This is a genomic window from Chryseobacterium sp. HNCC26DJ239 (genome assembly GCF_057180445.1).
In genome coordinates this window covers 414,537-430,472 of record NZ_JBXUGJ010000004.1, presented here as the reverse complement: position 1 = coordinate 430,472, position 15,936 = coordinate 414,537, and the positions used below count along the sequence as shown (strand labels likewise).

The 15,936-nt window shown below is 34.9% G+C and carries 15 protein-coding genes; 4 read left to right on the top strand and 11 right to left on the bottom strand.

What is annotated here, in order from left to right; genetic code table 11:
* The first annotated feature begins 4 nt into the window (after positions 1 to 4).
* From AC2A1D_RS11160 to AC2A1D_RS11145, 4 genes are read left to right on the top strand one after another with little or no spacing between them, the layout of a single operon-like run.
* Positions 5 to 724: a rhomboid family intramembrane serine protease gene (locus tag AC2A1D_RS11160; protein WP_484043717.1), complete on the top strand. Its 720-nt coding sequence runs from the start codon at positions 5 to 7 to the stop codon at positions 722 to 724.
* Between the two features lie 3 nt (positions 725 to 727).
* Positions 728 to 1,726 (top strand): endonuclease/exonuclease/phosphatase family protein, encoded by a 999-nt coding sequence (locus AC2A1D_RS11155; protein ID WP_484043716.1) that lies wholly within the window; start codon positions 728 to 730, stop codon positions 1,724 to 1,726.
* Positions 1,727 to 1,770: 44 nt separating this feature from the next.
* Positions 1,771 to 2,112: a hypothetical protein gene (locus tag AC2A1D_RS11150; protein WP_484043715.1), complete on the top strand. Its 342-nt coding sequence runs from the start codon at positions 1,771 to 1,773 to the stop codon at positions 2,110 to 2,112.
* Between the two features lie 24 nt (positions 2,113 to 2,136).
* Entirely contained in the window at positions 2,137 to 2,478 is a 342-nt protein-coding gene (locus AC2A1D_RS11145; protein ID WP_484043714.1) for a hypothetical protein, read from the top strand.
* Positions 2,479 to 2,526: 48 nt separating this feature from the next.
* Here the strand turns inward: AC2A1D_RS11145 and AC2A1D_RS11140 are convergent, their stop codons facing one another.
* The 11 genes from AC2A1D_RS11140 to murD form a co-directional block, all read right to left on the bottom strand.
* Positions 2,527 to 4,044, bottom strand: a complete 1,518-nt coding sequence (locus AC2A1D_RS11140; RefSeq protein WP_484043713.1) for a GH3 auxin-responsive promoter family protein — start codon at positions 4,042 to 4,044, stop codon at positions 2,527 to 2,529.
* A gap of 103 nt (positions 4,045 to 4,147) precedes the next feature.
* A complete protein-coding gene (locus AC2A1D_RS11135; protein WP_484043712.1) occupies positions 4,148 to 4,558 on the bottom strand; it encodes a BrxA/BrxB family bacilliredoxin in 411 nt (136 codons plus the stop codon).
* A 426-nt stretch (positions 4,559 to 4,984) separates the two neighbouring features.
* Positions 4,985 to 5,431 carry a GatB/YqeY domain-containing protein gene (locus tag AC2A1D_RS11130; RefSeq protein WP_484043711.1) on the bottom strand — a complete coding sequence of 149 codons (447 nt, stop codon included), beginning with the start codon at positions 5,429 to 5,431 and terminating at the stop codon, positions 4,985 to 4,987.
* 116 nt (positions 5,432 to 5,547) lie between these two features.
* Positions 5,548 to 7,452, bottom strand: a complete 1,905-nt coding sequence (ftsZ, locus tag AC2A1D_RS11125; protein WP_484043710.1) for a cell division protein FtsZ — start codon at positions 7,450 to 7,452, stop codon at positions 5,548 to 5,550.
* Positions 7,453 to 7,532: 80 nt separating this feature from the next.
* Positions 7,533 to 8,930, bottom strand: coding sequence for a cell division protein FtsA (gene ftsA / locus AC2A1D_RS11120; RefSeq protein ID WP_484043709.1), 1,398 nt, complete (start codon positions 8,928 to 8,930; stop codon positions 7,533 to 7,535).
* 58 nt (positions 8,931 to 8,988) lie between these two features.
* Positions 8,989 to 9,897 carry a cell division protein FtsQ/DivIB gene (locus AC2A1D_RS11115; protein ID WP_484043708.1) on the bottom strand — a complete coding sequence of 303 codons (909 nt, stop codon included), beginning with the start codon at positions 9,895 to 9,897 and terminating at the stop codon, positions 8,989 to 8,991.
* Between the two features lie 42 nt (positions 9,898 to 9,939).
* Positions 9,940 to 11,295: a UDP-N-acetylmuramate--L-alanine ligase gene (gene murC, locus AC2A1D_RS11110; protein WP_484043707.1), complete on the bottom strand. Its 1,356-nt coding sequence runs from the start codon at positions 11,293 to 11,295 to the stop codon at positions 9,940 to 9,942.
* A gap of 183 nt (positions 11,296 to 11,478) precedes the next feature.
* Positions 11,479 to 12,126, bottom strand: coding sequence for a hypothetical protein (locus AC2A1D_RS11105; RefSeq protein ID WP_484043706.1), 648 nt, complete (start codon positions 12,124 to 12,126; stop codon positions 11,479 to 11,481).
* 5 nt (positions 12,127 to 12,131) lie between these two features.
* Positions 12,132 to 13,262 carry an undecaprenyldiphospho-muramoylpentapeptide beta-N-acetylglucosaminyltransferase gene (murG, locus tag AC2A1D_RS11100; protein ID WP_484043705.1) on the bottom strand — a complete coding sequence of 377 codons (1,131 nt, stop codon included), beginning with the start codon at positions 13,260 to 13,262 and terminating at the stop codon, positions 12,132 to 12,134.
* Between the two features lie 76 nt (positions 13,263 to 13,338).
* The gene (locus tag AC2A1D_RS11095) at positions 13,339 to 14,577 is read right to left on the bottom strand and encodes an FtsW/RodA/SpoVE family cell cycle protein (RefSeq protein WP_484043704.1); all 1,239 of its coding nucleotides are present in this window, start codon (positions 14,575 to 14,577) and stop codon (positions 13,339 to 13,341) included.
* 3 nt (positions 14,578 to 14,580) lie between these two features.
* On the bottom strand, positions 14,581 to 15,936 hold the full coding sequence (gene murD / locus AC2A1D_RS11090; protein ID WP_484043703.1) for a UDP-N-acetylmuramoyl-L-alanine--D-glutamate ligase: 1,356 nt from the start codon (positions 15,934 to 15,936) through the stop codon (positions 14,581 to 14,583).

The window sequence follows — 15,936 nt, the reverse complement described above, 5'->3', positions numbered from 1 at the left end:
CATTATGTTTAATAATATACCGCCAATTACACGAAATATAATTATTTTAAACATCATTGTCTTTATTGCGGCTTTACTTATGCCTCAATTAGACTATTATCTTGCAGGATACTTTCCTTTATCTCCAGATTTTAAGTCTTGGCAAATCGTAACACACATGTTTATGCATGGAGGTTTTACGCATATTTTGTTTAATATGTTTACACTCTTTAGTTTCGGACCTATTTTAGAGCAAAGTTTAGGAGACAGAAGATATTTAATTCTCTATTTTCTAAGTGGTTTCGGAGCTTTTCTTCTATTTAATATTTGGAATTTTGTAGAATATCAACAAATTTACACCCAATTAACGGATGCAGGATTTGACATTAACGGTTATATTTCTGACCCTGAAAGCTTTGCAAACACAAGAGTAAGCAATTCAACAGCAGAGCTGATTGAAAAATTAAATCCTATTATTTTCGGAAGAATGGTTGGTGCTTCCGGTGCTATTTTTGGGGTTATTGCAGCTTTTGCAACACTTTATCCAGAAGCTAAAATTGGTATCATGTTCATCCCTATTCCAGTAAAAGTTAAATATGTACTTCCCGTCGTTGTAATTGGCTCAATCTACTTAGGTGTTACAGGAAACGTGGGAGGAATTGCGCATCTTGCTCATGTTGGTGGTGCAATTGTGGGATGGATCTTGGCACGAAACTGGAGAAAACACATTTATCGTTTCAATTAAAGTATGAAAGTTGTAAGGCTTGTTCTTCTTTTGATTCATTTAGGAACTCTATTGCTTTTGTTTGGAGTTTTACTAAATGCTTATGTCCCTCCTAAGGTTTTTCCTTGGTTTAATCTTATATCTTTGGGATTTCCTCTTCTTATCTCTATCTATTGTATCCTTACTCTTTTATGGATTTTTATGTGGAAAAAAAGAGCGTTTGTTTTTATGTTTTTCGGTTTGTTTTTCATTTCTGCAACGCAACGATGGATTAATTTTACAACTGAAAAAGAAGGCGCAAACCTTAAAATTGTTTCTTTCAATATTAAAGGAGGAAGAGCAAATCAAGAAGAAATTGAAGGGTTTATCAACCGTCAAAACGCAGATTTGGTTTTACTTCAAGAAGATGGCAATATCGACTTTAATTTTTCATCCTTAAAAAGAGCTCATCACACACCAATCATTACTCTTTACACCAAAAAAGACAACGAAATTATTGCGTATAAAGAGATTTTTGAGGGGCAATACAGCGAAGACTTTAACACGTTTGCAGATTATACCGATTTGAAGATTAATGGTAAAATCTACAGGATTGTAAATGTTTATCTCCAACCTTTTAAGTTTGAAAAAAGTATGGTAAAGCTTGAACCAGACAATTATGACGACGAAAGGAAAGTAAAAAACATTGTAAAAAAATTGATTCCTACATTTAAAAAACATCAGGAATTGATTGATACCATTAGACAATACATCGACAATTCTCCTTACCCAATAATTCTTGCAGGAGACTTCAATGCTGTTCCTAATTCTTACGAATATTTTCATCTCGGTAAAGACCTGCAAGATGCATTTGTAAAAACGGGAAGAGGCAGCGCAACCAGTTTTCACGACTATAAATATCCTTTACGTTTAGATTACATTTTTACTTCTGATCCTGTAGAGCCAATTTCTTACATGGTAAATCGATCGGTAAATCTTTCAGATCATTATCCGGTTGTGGCAACATTCAAAATTTCTCAGTAAATTTATCCGTGGCAAAAAAATTGCTTCACCCCAAAAGAATATTTATGAAAAATATTGTTTCGTTTATTTTATTTATCTGCACATTGTGTTTTTTGGCTTGTAGCAAAAAAGAAAAGCCCGTAGCTACAACTACTGTAGATGAAAGTCATGCAACTTATGATACGACGGCTATAGACTCTTTTTCTCCCGGAGCTGTTTCTGTAGATATAGCAAGGCAAATAAGAATGTCTTCAAAACAATATCAGGATTCTCTACGCGAAGCTATCCGACTTCAGGAAGAAGAGAAAAAGATTAATGAAGCTCTTGAAAAAGAAGAAAAAAAGAAAGAGGAAGAAAAGAAAAAGACTGAGCAAGAAAACAAAACAACCGAAAGCAAAACCGAATAAACAAACTTTTTAATATATATAATTATGAAAAAAAATCTCATTATTGCAGTAGCTGTAGCAGGATTGATGGCTTCTTGTACAAAATCGAAGACAGAAACAGAAAAAATTGAAAATCCAGACGGCTCTACAACTACAATTACCACTACAGAAACAACTTCCGGAATTGTAGACAGCGCAAAAATAAATGACGCGAAAAATAAAATTGACGAAAAAGCAGATGAAGCAAAAGAAAAAATTGATGCTACAGCTGAAAAAACTAAGAAAGAACTAAATGAAGCTGGAAAAGATTTAAAAGACGCTGCTGCAGAAGGCGCCGGAAAAATTGAAGAAAGTGCAAAAAAACTAAAAGAAGATCTGAAAAAATAAGAACTTTTTAGATAAAACAATAGTCCTGTTCGTTTGAACAGGACTATTTTATTTTTTATTTAGCTCCAAAAGAACATCGATGTATTCTCTGTCGTTGCTTAAACGAGGCACTTTGTTTTGCCCACCAAGCTTCCCTTTAGATTCTAGCCAATTGTAGAAAAGATTAGGTCTTGCAATATGCACAACTGGTCTTTTTAGCGTAATATCGTTGTATCTTTTCGCTTCGTAATCCGAGTTTACAGATTTTAGATGTCTATCAAAAGAATCGATAAAAACCTCCATATTTTCCGGAGGCGCACTAAACTCAAAAATCCATTCATGAGCACCACTTTCATTTTCTTTCATAAACACAGGAGCGCCGGTAAATTCGGTAACGCTTGCTTTAGTATGCTCACACGCCTTTGCCAATGCAGATTCTACATTATTAATCATTAATTCTTCTCCAAAAGCATTAATATAATGTTTGGTACGGCCTGTAATTTTTATTCTAAAAGGACTTGTAGACGTAAACATTACCGTATCTCCAATTAAGTAACGCCACAAACCGCCGTTGGTCGTAATTACCATTGCATAGTTTTTGCCCTTTTCTACCTCTTCTAAGCTTAAAACTTTAGGATTTGAGAGATGGAACTGTTCCATCGGAATAAACTCGTAAAAAATGCCGTAATCGAGCATTAAAAGCATCTCATCACTATTCGACTGGTCTTGAATTCCGAAAAAACCTTCCGAAGCATTGTATATTTCGTAATAATTAATTTTTTTACCAATAATATTTTGATATTGCTCTCGATACGGCTTAAAACTAATGCCACCATGAAAAAAAACTTCAAGATTTGGCCACAATTCCGAAATACTTCCCACTTCAGTTTCTTTCAAAACCCTTTGTAAAAGCACCATCATCCAACTAGGAACACCAAGAATACTTCCTACATCTTCGTTTTTAACCTGAGAAACGATAGCTTTCAGCTTAGATTCCCATTCAGACATTAAAGAAACCTTTTTGCTTGGAATGGTAGTAATTTCTACCCAAAACGGAAGATTATCAATAATAATAGCAGAAAGGTCTCCAAACTTGGTATTAAAATCTGCGTAGAGCTCCGAACTCCCTCCAAGACGTAAGTTTTTGTTGGTGAAAAGCTGGTTTTCAGGATGATTATTGGCATAAATAGAAACCATATCCTTTCCCGCTTTCATGTGGCAATACTCTAAGCTTTCAGCGGAAATAGGGATAAATTTACTCTTTGCATTAGTTGTACCCGAAGATTTCGCAAAATGCTTGATATAACCAGGCCAGCTTACATCTTTATAACCTTGTCTTGCTCTTTCAATGTAAGGCTCAAAATCTTCATAAGTAGCCACAGGAACTTTATTTTTAAAATCCTGATAACTGGAAATAGAATTGAAACCATACTTCTTCCCATACTCGGTGTCTTCCGAATGAAAAAGCTGCGAGAAAAGAATTCCCTTTTGAGTTTCTATCGGATTGTCGATAAAATGCTGAATCTGATCTATCCTTTGCTTGATAAACCAGTTGACTACCGTGTTGAAAAGTGCCTTTGTTGCCATGTACAACAAATATAACAATTCTTGAAAATGCAGGAAATATTTAGACACAAAAAAACCGCTTCGAAAAAATTACAAAGCGGTTTTGAGATTATTAAAAATATTACTAACAATACTCGTCGTAAGCAGCCTGAAGATTGGCAGCGATGGCTCCTGCAGGATTTCCTTCGATGTGGTGTCTTTCAAGCATGTGTACCAATTCTCCGTCTTTAAAAAGCGCTACACAAGGTGAACTTGGCGGGAATGGTGCCAAATGTTTTCTAGCTTCTGCTACAGCTTCTACATCAAACCCAGCAAAAACTGTTGTAAGATGATCCGGTTTTTTATCTCCTGTTAAAGAGTAAACAACTCCTGGTCTTGCAGCTCCTGCTGCACAACCACATACAGAATTAATAACCAAAAGTGTTGTTCCTGCTTGCTTTAGTGCAGTTTCTACTTCTGCAGGAGTATCTAAATTTTCAAAACCTTTATCTGTAAGCTCCGCCTTCATTGGCATTACTAAATCTACTGGATACATATTTTAATTTATTTTCTAATTCGTTACAAATTTACGATAATTATCTTTTTTGAACGATACATAAAAACTATTGATTACTTTATCTTAAACGATATTAGCAATAATATAATATAATTTGGTTATTGATAAATTTTTCTTATATTTGAGAAGATTCTAAAGCCAACTATACATGAAAAAAAATCAATTATTAAAAATTAAACATTTGTGAACACTATTCTTCAAATAATAAACTTTCCTCAATACTATAATTTGAATCATTAGGTTCCAAAAAAAAAATGAAGCCCGGAAAAAAATTTCCGGGCTTCTTTAATCAAATCGATATGCAAAGGTTGAATATCCTTGTTAATATGGGTTGCGAGATATGTTAATAAAAGATTCGCAGTTCGAGATTAAACCTCGAAGCCCGAAACTCGTCACTCGAAACCCCTACGAAAGTAGTTTTTTAGCCATCTCAGAAATACTTTTTCCGTCAGATTTTCCGGCTAAATTTTTAGATGCTGTTCCCATTACTTTACCCAAATCTTTTAAAGATTCTGCACCTACTTCGGCAATAATATTTTTCATTTCTGTTTCCAATTCTTCTGCAGATAGTTGTTTTGGTAAAAATTGCTCAATAATTTTCATCTGTGCGTCTTCAACTTCAGCAAGATCATTTCTACCTTGAGCGGTAAATTGATCAAAAGAATCTTTACGCTGTTTTACCATTCTTTGGAGAATAGCGATTTCCTGCTCTGGAGAAACTTCAGCTCCTAAAGTTTCCGTTTTCAGCAATTGTATTTGCGATTTTACAGCTCTTAAAGAATCCAAAGCGACTTTATCTTTGGCTCTCATCGCTGTTTTTATAGCTTCGTTTATGGTAAGTTCTAAGCTCATATTTTATTAATTTAACAATGTATCAATGTAACAGTTTACCCATGAGATGCTTCGACTAGCTCTGCTTGACACTTTAAAATTGTTACATTGGTACATTTCTACATTGTTATATTATTTTAATCTACATCTTTATTCAAAAACCTGTTTTCTCTAATTTGTATAGAGCCATCATTGTTTTCAGACATATAGTTGTGAATATTTTGGTCTGAAGCGTTGCTGCCTTCAATCGAAATATTTTTTCTCTTGAACGCAGGTACACTTTCGAAATCATCGTGCTTATCGAAGTTTTGATAACGAGAATTAAACTCTTTTAGTTTGTTTCTTCTTTCAAAAATTTTCTCCTGATCTACCACTTTGTTTACGAAAGTAAATTCAGATTCATTTGTTTTTGGAGTTTCGATTTCAGTTTTTGGCTGATACGTTTGTACAGGCTCTTCTTTTGTTGCATAAAAAGTTTCTGTAACTGTTTCTTCCTTTATTTGAACCTGAACGTCTAATTCAGATCTAAACTCGTTTCTTGGCTGCTCTATTTCGATTCTGCTTTCCGATGTTTTATCATTTACAAAAAATGTAAATTCTACGGGTTCTTCTTCAGAAGCCCCACGAAATGTATTACTAATTGGCTCTTCTTTTCTTTCTGTAAAATCAAATTTAAAAGACTCTACTTCCAAATCGTGTTGATCTTCTTCTTCATCAATAGAGAAAAGATTAAATGATTCTGTATCGTCGTTTTCTTCGTTTTTCCAGCTTTGTGCAGCGTGATCTTGCGTATCTTCCTCTTTATCAAAGAAATTCACTTCTGCTCTTGGAGCTTCTTTCTCAATAGTCATTTTTTTTTCAGAAGACGAAAAACCAAATTGTGGCACATCGCTTTCTTCATCATCCAATCTGAAAAGGTTTTTCCCTCCAAAATCGTGAAGGTTTTCTTCGGAAACTACATTTCTCTCTTCTTTAGTCTTGAAAGGTGATTCTCTTGATATTTCTGCCCCGTCGTTTAAGCTGATTTTTATTTTTTCAGTGGGACCCGAAAATTTTTTATTGTCATTAGAAAAACCTGTTGCAATAACAAGTACGCTTACAGAATCTCCTAATTCTTCATCTGCACCCACCCCGAAGATAATGTCTGCGGTATTTCCTGCTTCTTTTTGGATATGATCCATGATTACACCAATCTCGTCCATCGTTACTTCTTCTGCACCACTTCTGATCAATAGAAGGACGTTTTTAGCACCTGTAATCTTGTTGTCGTTCAACAATGGAGAATCTAGCGCCTTTTTCACCGCTTCTTCCGCTTTATTTTCGCCTGAAGCAATTCCTGTAGACATTAATGCTGTACCCGAATTTTGAAGAACAGATTTAGCATCTCTAAAGTCAATGTTTACATCAAAATAACCTGTAATAACTTCCGCCATTCCTTTTGCAGCGTTGGTTAATACTTCATCGGCTTTAGAAAACCCTTGCTTGAAACCAAGATTTCCAAATTGCTGTCTTAGTTTATCGTTGTTGATAACGATTAAAGAGTCTACATTATTTCTAAGTTTTTCAAGACCGTTTTCTGCTTGTTCTAATCTTCTTTTCCCTTCAAAGCTGAAAGGAACAGTTACAATACCTACGGTAAGAATTCCCATATCTTTTGCAACTTTAGCAATTACAGGAGCCGCACCGGTTCCTGTACCACCGCCCATTCCGGCAGTAATGAATACCATTTTGGTATTTTGCCCCATAGCAGCTTTAATCTCTTCTATGCTTTCGATTGCAGATTTTTCACCTACTTCAGGATCGGCTCCTGCACCAAGACCTTCAGTAATGGTTGTTCCAAGCTGCACTTTATTGGCAACCGGGTTATTATCTAAGGTTTGAGCGTCTGTATTACAAATCACGAAATCTACCCCGTGAATTCCTTTTTCGTACATGTGCTTTAGTGCGTTGTTCCCACCGCCACCAACACCAATAACTTTTATAATTGATGAATTTCCTTTTGGCAAATCAAATGAAAATCCTTGTGTTTCGATATTTTCCATGCTTTTATTTTTTTTAAATTGATAATTGACTATCGATAATGAATGAAATTCTTCATCGTTTATCAACATTCATTTATGTTTTATTCTACTTCTTCAAAGAATTTTTTTACTTTTTCCATTAGCGACTGTCCAAAGGTTGGTTTAGACGGCTTTTGCTCTGATGGAACTTGTGTTTCTTCGGTAATTGCTGTTTTTTTCTGCTCTGTCTCTACTTCTTGTGGAACATTATCTGCTTCAGAAACAGTGTCATTTACAGCTTTTGGTTTCATTTGCTCTACTACAACATCCTCTTCCTCAGTAATATTAATTTTTTTGTCTCTAATTTTTAAACTTTCCATCAGCAAACCAATAGAAGTTGCAAATTCAGGCCCTTTAAGATACTGATTTTTATCGTTCGCAATGTATTCATTGGCAAAACCAATTCTGCTATCAAAACCAGTGGTATAGTTTGCCAATTGACGTAAGTGTTTCAAATTGGACCCACCTCCTGTAAGTACAATACCGGCAATTAGTTTTTTCTTTTGTTCGAATGCTCCGTAAGCTTTCAATTCAGTATTTACAAGGTCTAAAATTTCTTCAACTCTTGCATTGATAATCTGTGCTAAAGTTTTTAGCGAAATCTCTTTATCTGGTCTTCCATGAAGCCCAGGAATGGTAACATAAGTGCTGTCTTTTTCCAATTCTGGAACGGCAGAGCCGAATTTCACCTTCAATTGCTCCGCATGTTTTTCAATAATTGAGCATCCTTCTTTAATATCTTCGGTAATAATACCACCTCCGTAAGGAATTACACAAGTATGGCGGATAATACTGTCTTTAAAAATGGCAATATCTGTGGTACCACCACCAATATCTACAATGGCAACACCGGCTTCTTTTTCTTCCTTAGTAAGAACAGCTTCTGAAGATGCGAGGGGTTCAAGGGTGAGCGCTTCCATCTCAAGACCGGCTTCGCGCACACATCTTGCGATATTTCTAATGCTTCCCATTTGCCCAACAACCACATGGAATTTTGCTTCCAAACGGCTTCCGTGCATCCCAATTGGCTCCTGAATTTCTCCTTCAGAGTCTACTTTATATTCTTGTGGAAGAACATGGATAATTTCTTCTCCCGGAAGCATAACCAGCTTTTTAACCTGATCTTTTAATGCTTCAATATCGTCGTCGGTAATAAATCTATCCGGATGTTCACGCATAATATAATCGGAATGTTGCAGAGAACGAATGTGCTTTCCTGCAATTCCTACAGTAACTTTACGAATGGGAACTCCTGCGCTAGACTGTGCTTCAGACACAGCTGCTTTAATTGAATTAATGGTTTGTGAAATATTATTCACAATACCTTTGTGAACACCGAGACTTTTAGCTTTTCCTACACCGAGGATTTCTATTTTCCCGTGCGCATTCCTCCTTCCGACAATGGCAACGATCTTGGTCGTACCAATGTCCAGACCTACTGAATACTCTTGATTTTCCATTGTTTGTATCGATTTGATTTTTTTTCCTATTTTAAGTTGATAAGTGTTACCTTATCGTTTATTCTATTTTCACCTTTGCTTTTTGTACCGGTTTCGCAGTTTGTGTTTTTTTCTCTACCGGTCTTTCTCTCTTTTCTTCCGATTTTTTAGGTTTAGAAGCTGTTTGAGGCGAACTTGCTGCAGAAGGAGCTTTTGCGGCTTCCAATTTTGCAACTCTCAAAATGCTGTCGTTTTCTTTGAAATTCGGATTTAGTGTCGTTACAATTTGATTGTCATACTTTACTGAAACCATATTGTATTTCACTGGATCCTGATACACCAAATATTTTTCAACAAAAGTTTTAAAACCTTTTACTTTAAAATCTATGTTTTCAAGATCACCTATCTCTACTCTGTAATTTCCTTCACTGGTTAAAAGACTATAATCGCCATCTCTCGCTTTTGAAATTCCGATGAAATACTTTTTACTGAAATCATCTTTGTCGATTTTCTCAACCAGTTCAGCTAATTTCTCGTATTCATCCTTTTTTACCTCTCCTGTAACCAACATACATGGATGAGAATATGTTTTCGAGATTGGAAATTCAACTCCTTTTTCATCAACATAGAAGTCTTTTCCGTTATTATTTAATCTAAAAACAGGAACTCTTTGCTTGATATCTAAGTTTAAATTTCCATTTAAATTTAAATATACATTTGCGCTATCTACTGCAGGAAGAGCATTAATTTTCTTTTCCAATTCCGGAATATTAAGCTCTCCCACTTTTCGAGAAGGATTGGCTTTATTTACCATCTCCAGAATATCTTTCTCATCAATAAAATAAACCGGCGTCTTCTCATTAAGCTTTACAGAAATTTTATTGTCGGTAATCTTCTGTCCGCTAAATTTCTTCAAAGAAAAGCTCAGCAGAAATCCTAAGATGATTACTGTAATGGCAATTTTTAAAATTCTGTATTTGTTTTTCATAAATGAATTTCGGGTTTCGTGCTTAGAGTTCCGAGTTATCTTTTATTTATTCAACCACTCACAAATAGGGTCGTACAGCGTGTCTATGTTTCCTGCGCCTACTGTGAGAAGGATATCAAATTCTTTTTCTTTTATTTTATTGAAAGTTTCGCTTAATGACGATATTTCTTTCTTTTCTAATCTTACTTTTTCTAAAAGCCAATCTGAAGTAACACCTTCAAAATTCTCCTGAAGCTCTCTTGCTGGGTAAATATCCAGCAAAATCAATTCATCAGATTTGCTTAAACTTTCGGCAAAACCATCCACAAAATCTCTGGTTCTGCTGAATAAATGCGGCTGGAAAACCACCAAAAGCTTTTTGTCTGGATAAAAAGTTTTAATAGAACCCACTACTGCATTAATTTCCGTTGGATGATGTGCATAATCGTCGATATAAATCTTTCCTGTCGGATAAATATGTTTTGTATATCTTCTTTTAATGCCTTTAAAGTTGGCAATCGCCTTTTTTAAAATATCAAAATCAACTCCCAAGTTGTGTAATATTGCAATAGCAACCGTTGCATTTTCCACATTATGAATGCCCGGAATTTCCCAAACAAAATCTTTAATCGTTTCTGTAGAAGTATGAAAATCAAAATAGATTTTATCATGCTCCATTCTCAGATTATCCGAGTAATAATCGGCTTTTTCGTTTACTGCGTAAGTTTGATGTTCTCTTCCAATCTCTATGCCTTTTCTTACAAAAAGCTGTTTATTTTTCGGAACTAATGCTGCAAACTCTCTAAAACCTTCTTCGATTGTGTTTTTATCTCCATAAATATCCAAATGGTCTGCATCTATCGAGGTAATTACTGCCCAATCTGGTGACAGATTTAGGAAACTTCTATCATATTCATCGGCTTCCACTACAGAAAACTGATTTCCGTTGTACAGAAAATTAGATTTAAAATTCTCTGAAATCCCACCTAAGAAACATGAAAAAGGCAAATTGGCTTCTTTGCACAAATGCGAAACCAAAGTAGAAGTTGTTGTTTTCCCATGAGTTCCTGCAACAGCAATACAATCTGTGTTTTCAGTAATTAGTCCTAAAACTTTTGCGCGTTTTAAAATTTCAAACTGATTATCATTAAAATAATCTAAAATCCCCAGTTTTTTAATTGCCGGTGTGTAGATTACCAACGTATTTTCTTTGTTTAAAGAAGTAATTTTCTCATCAATAACATCTTCAAAAACAATATCAATTCCTTCACTAAGCAACGTTTGAGTCAGTTTGGTGTTGGTTTTATCGTATCCGCAAACGTTTTTACCAGAAGCGTGGAAATAGCGCGCCAAAGCACTCATCCCGATTCCTCCGATGCCTACGAAATAAAAATTTTGATATGTATTTAAATTGTTCATTTTATTTAATTTGAGATTTGAAGTTTGAGATTTGAAATTCATGAATCCCTTATTCGTATTTTATCTCTATTTTATTATTTTAAAAATCATTTTGTGCTTCTGAGGAACGAGAAATCTCATTGTTGAGTTTCTTTAATTTGACTCAATTCCAGACAGAATAACACGCTATTACAGATTTATATTTTAATCACTAAAAATCCTAAACCCAATCCAAACAAAAAATGCTATTGCAGAGATAATTAAAATATTTTGTCCGTGGCTTCTATCTCTTTTGCTGAAACCATATATTGAATCTCCGTTTGGCAAAGCTTTTTTATAATACATAAGATACCCTCCGATAAAAACGCCTAAAAAACCTCCTAATAATGCAGCGGCATAGCCAATCATGATTAGCCAAGTTGGGCTTTCTTCTTGAGTGGAAAGGTCTTGTATTCTTTGTTTATAAATTACATTTAAAAGTTCAGTATTAATTTCTTTTCCTCTTTGTTTTAATATTTTTTGAGCAAGCAAATAATCAAATTTGTTCCATTCTTCTTTTTTGGTAACTATTTCCAGCAGCTCTTCATCTGAAAATTCAAAAAGGTGATAATCTTCCGATACATTTTCAACATCATTTTTAATTAAATCTTCTTCCAAACTCTCAACTTTAGCAAAATCTTCTTTTTGAATTTTTAATTCAAATTGCTTAGTGTTGATATCTCCACCAAAACTTGAGTCTAATTGTGAAGAATTATTTGCCAATTCATAAGTAATTTGATGTTCCTCTAAAACTTTTATTAAGTTTAAAGCATCATCCTTATATATAAATTTTCTATATGTAGAAAGCTCCATTGACATTATATTATCACTTTAAATATCTCGTCCACGATTTCTTTTGCGGCGTTTGGCTTGGCAAAATATTTCAGGTTTTGAGACATTTCTTTTCTTAATTCTTCGTTTTCGCAGATTTCTGATAAAGTAGACCAGAATTTTTCATTCATTTCTGAGTCTTTTACCATTCTTGCTGCATTTTTTTCAACCAAATTCATCGCATTTTTGGTTTGATGGTCTTCTGCCGCAAAAGGAAACGGCACCAAAATCACCGGTTTCTGCGCCACTGCTAATTCTGAAATCGCAATTGCTCCCGCTCTAGAAACAATAACATCAGCTGCAGAATAAGCGGTTTCCATCTCTTTGATGAATTCCTTCAACTGGATTTGAGATTTAAGATTTGAGATTTGAGATTCATTATTCAACTCTTTATAATCCAATTTTCCGGTTTGCCAGATTAATTGATAGCCTTTTTCTTGTAGCTTTTCCAGGTTGTCTTTCCAACCATTGTTTAATGTTCTTGAACCTAAAGAACCACCAACTGATAAAATCGTTAGTTTATCCTGAGCCAAACCTAATTTTTCCTTTGCTTCCGATGAATTTTGCATTCCCGAAACAATTGTCGAACGAATTGGGTTCCCCAAAAACTTTATTTTTTCTGCCGGAAAACCGTCTACTTTTGGGTAAGCGGTAAATACGGCTTTAGCTTTTTTAGATAAAATCTTATTCGTAACTCCTGCATGCGCATTCTGTTCTTGAATAAAAATCGGAATTCCAAGTTTACTTGCTTCATACAAAGCCGGTCCACTAGCAAAACCACCAGTTCCTACCGCAAAATCGGGAGCAAACTTTTTGATGATTTTCTTAGATTTCGAAAGGCTTTTTAAAATCTTAAAAGGCAAGCCAAGATTAGAAAGCATATTTCCTCGGTCTATTCCTGCAATATCAATTCCTTCAATGTTGTAGCCGGCTTGTGGAACTTTTTCCATTTCCATTTTACCATTGGCTCCGATGAACAAAAATTCAGCATCCGGAAATCTTTTCTTGATTTCGTCTGCAATAGCGATTGCCGGGAAGATGTGACCACCTGTTCCGCCCCCGCTCATGAGAACGCGTATAGCTTTTGGCTTTTGGCTTTTGCCTGATTGATTGTTCATTTTTTTTATATTATTGATTAATGATGATTGATAAGCGATAAGAAAATCATTTATAAATTATCATTCATCATTTATTTTACGCTATATCATTAATTTCCGCTACGCTTTGTTTTTTACCAATTCCCTCTTCATCATACACCTGAATTCTAGAGCTTACACTCAAAACCAAACCAAGCTGAATGTAGGTAACCAACATCGAGGTTCCTCCATAACTTATGAGCGGTAAAGGCTGTCCCGTAACGGGAATTAAATTCACTGCAACGGCGATATTTACAGCAAGCTGTACGAAAATCATCACGCCTATACTTAACACCAGCAACGACCCGAAAAACGCAGGCATTTTACTGGCTATAATTACAATTCTAATAATCATAATCATGTACATTGTGATGAGAAATCCGGCTCCTAAAATCCCATATTCTTCCACAATAATGGCGAAAATAAAATCGGATGCAGATTGTGGAAGCATTTGCTTCAACGCACTTTTTCCAGGTCCCATTCCCGTAACACCACCATGAACGATGGCTGCTTTCGCCTGCATTACTTGGTAGTTTTTAGCTTTTACGCTTTCATCATCTACATCGGCTGTTTTTGCTTTGCTTGAGGTGAAAGTTTCGATACGGCTCATCCAAGTATGGACACGGTTTCCACCGATTAAATTTGTGTTTAAAGCAACTAATAAAAACAAAACAATCGCTACAAATGATGTAGAGATAAACCCTGCAATATATTTCCAGTGAAGTTGGCCAATAATTAAAACCACCACTGAAACCATAAGAATCATCAGTGCCGTAGAACCATTGTCTTTTGCTACCAATACAAAAACCAGCAAAATAGGCCCGAAAATGTACATTATGTTCTCAATTGGCAATCTTTCTCTTGTAATTTTCTTGGTTAAATATCTACACAGATAAATAATCAACATTAAAAAAGCAAAAGAAGAAGGCTGAAAAGAAATAGGCGTTCCCGGAATTTTAAGCCATCGCGAAGCACTCGCTCCATCGATAGTTTGCCCTGTAAACATCGTTACAATGAGCAAAATAATCATCAATCCCAAAAGAATACTGCTGAGTTTTCCAATATGTTCATACTTGAAAGCTCCAATTCCTCTCATAATTCCTAAACCTAATACAACAAACCCCATGTGCTTAATAACATGGCTGGTTGTAGTACCATTATTAACAATATATTCTAAGTTTGAACTCGCAGAATACACTGGGAAAATAGAGAAAATGGAGGTTAAAATAATAACCATCCAAAGAACTTTATCGCCCCTTAGAAATTCATTTTTCTTCTCTGTAATCTGTTCGTTCATATTTTATGCTGTTGGCTTTTGGCTATTTGCGATTGGCTTTAACACTTGCTCTTTAAACTGTTTTCCTCTGTCTTCGTAGTTTTTGAAAAGGTCAAAACTTGCACAACAAGGTGAAAGCAATACGGTATCTCCTTTTTTAGCTAAAGATTTAGAAATTTTAACCGCATCTTCCATGCTTGAAGTACTGTAAATAAATTCTTTTTTATCTTTAAAGAAGTCTATAATTTTTTGATTATCAAGACCAATACAAACAACTGCTTTTACTTTTCTTTTTACTAAATCTTCAATTTCGGTGTAGTCATTTCCTTTATCTACGCCTCCTACAATCCAAACGGTTGGGTTTTTCATGCTTTCCAGAGCGTAATACGTTGCATTTACATTGGTTGCTTTACTGTCGTTAATGTATTTTACACCTTCTAATTCTGTTACAAATTCTAACCTGTGTTCTACGGCTTGGAAAGTCATTAATGAATTTCTGATGCTTTCATTATTGATTTCTAAAATTTTCCCCGCAATAGACGCCGCCAAACTATTCGCAACATTATGGTTTCCTAACAAAGACAATTCTTCAATTTTCATCGAAAACTCATCTTTTAGTTTTAAAACAATTTTATCATCCTGAACAAAACCACCTTCTCCTAAAATTTCTTTGGTTGAAAACGGAATCATTTTCGCTTTAATTTCAAGCTTTTCAAGGATGTTTTTGCTCATTTCATCATCTTTATTGTAGATGAAGAAATTATCATTTTCCTGATTTTCAGTAATTCTGAATTTTGCTAAAGCATATTCTTCATAGTTGTAATTGTACTGGTCCAAATGGTCTTGGCTCAAATTCAACAACAAAGAAATATATGGTCTAAAATGCTGAATATCATCCAATTGGAAAGAACTTACTTCCAACACATAATAATCAAAATTTTCATCGGCAACCTGTTTTGCAAAGCTGTACCCAATGTTTCCGCCTAAACCTACATTTAACCCATCATTTTTCAGGATGTAGTAGATTAAAGACGTGGTAGTTGTTTTCCCGTTACTTCCTGTAATGGCGATGATTTTGGCATCGGTAAACTCGGAAGCAAATTCAATTTCAGAAGAAAGTCTAATGCCTTTTTCATGAATTTTATGGATGATTTCGGCTTTTTTAGGAATTCCTGGGCTTTTGATAATCCAATCTGCGGCTAAAATTCTTTCTTCGTCGTGATGCTCTTCTTCAAATTCAATTTCATTATCGTTCAAAAACTGCTTGTAGCTATCCTTAATGGCTCCTTTGTCTGAAAGAAATACTTCCAAACCTTTTTTCTTCGCCAGATAAGCAGCTCCGCATCCGCTTTCGCCTCCTCCTAAAACAACTATTTTCAT

Coding starts and splice junctions, on each gene's coding strand:
- AC2A1D_RS11160 (WP_484043717.1), top strand. CDS start 5: ATGTTTAATAATATACCGCCAATTACACGAAATATAATTATTTTAAAC.
- AC2A1D_RS11155 (WP_484043716.1), top strand. CDS start 728: ATGAAAGTTGTAAGGCTTGTTCTTCTTTTGATTCATTTAGGAACTCTA.
- AC2A1D_RS11150 (WP_484043715.1), top strand. CDS start 1,771: ATGAAAAATATTGTTTCGTTTATTTTATTTATCTGCACATTGTGTTTT.
- AC2A1D_RS11145 (WP_484043714.1), top strand. CDS start 2,137: ATGAAAAAAAATCTCATTATTGCAGTAGCTGTAGCAGGATTGATGGCT.
- AC2A1D_RS11140 (WP_484043713.1), bottom strand. CDS start 4,044: ATGGCAACAAAGGCACTTTTCAACACGGTAGTCAACTGGTTTATCAAG.
- AC2A1D_RS11135 (WP_484043712.1), bottom strand. CDS start 4,558: ATGTATCCAGTAGATTTAGTAATGCCAATGAAGGCGGAGCTTACAGAT.
- AC2A1D_RS11130 (WP_484043711.1), bottom strand. CDS start 5,431: ATGAGCTTAGAACTTACCATAAACGAAGCTATAAAAACAGCGATGAGA.
- ftsZ (WP_484043710.1), bottom strand. CDS start 7,452: ATGGAAAATATCGAAACACAAGGATTTTCATTTGATTTGCCAAAAGGA.
- ftsA (WP_484043709.1), bottom strand. CDS start 8,930: ATGGAAAATCAAGAGTATTCAGTAGGTCTGGACATTGGTACGACCAAG.
- AC2A1D_RS11115 (WP_484043708.1), bottom strand. CDS start 9,897: ATGAAAAACAAATACAGAATTTTAAAAATTGCCATTACAGTAATCATC.
- murC (WP_484043707.1), bottom strand. CDS start 11,295: ATGAACAATTTAAATACATATCAAAATTTTTATTTCGTAGGCATCGGA.
- AC2A1D_RS11105 (WP_484043706.1), bottom strand. CDS start 12,126: ATGGAGCTTTCTACATATAGAAAATTTATATATAAGGATGATGCTTTA.
- murG (WP_484043705.1), bottom strand. CDS start 13,262: ATGAACAATCAATCAGGCAAAAGCCAAAAGCCAAAAGCTATACGCGTT.
- AC2A1D_RS11095 (WP_484043704.1), bottom strand. CDS start 14,577: ATGAACGAACAGATTACAGAGAAGAAAAATGAATTTCTAAGGGGCGAT.
- murD (WP_484043703.1), bottom strand. CDS start 15,936: ATGAAAATAGTTGTTTTAGGAGGAGGCGAAAGCGGATGCGGAGCTGCT.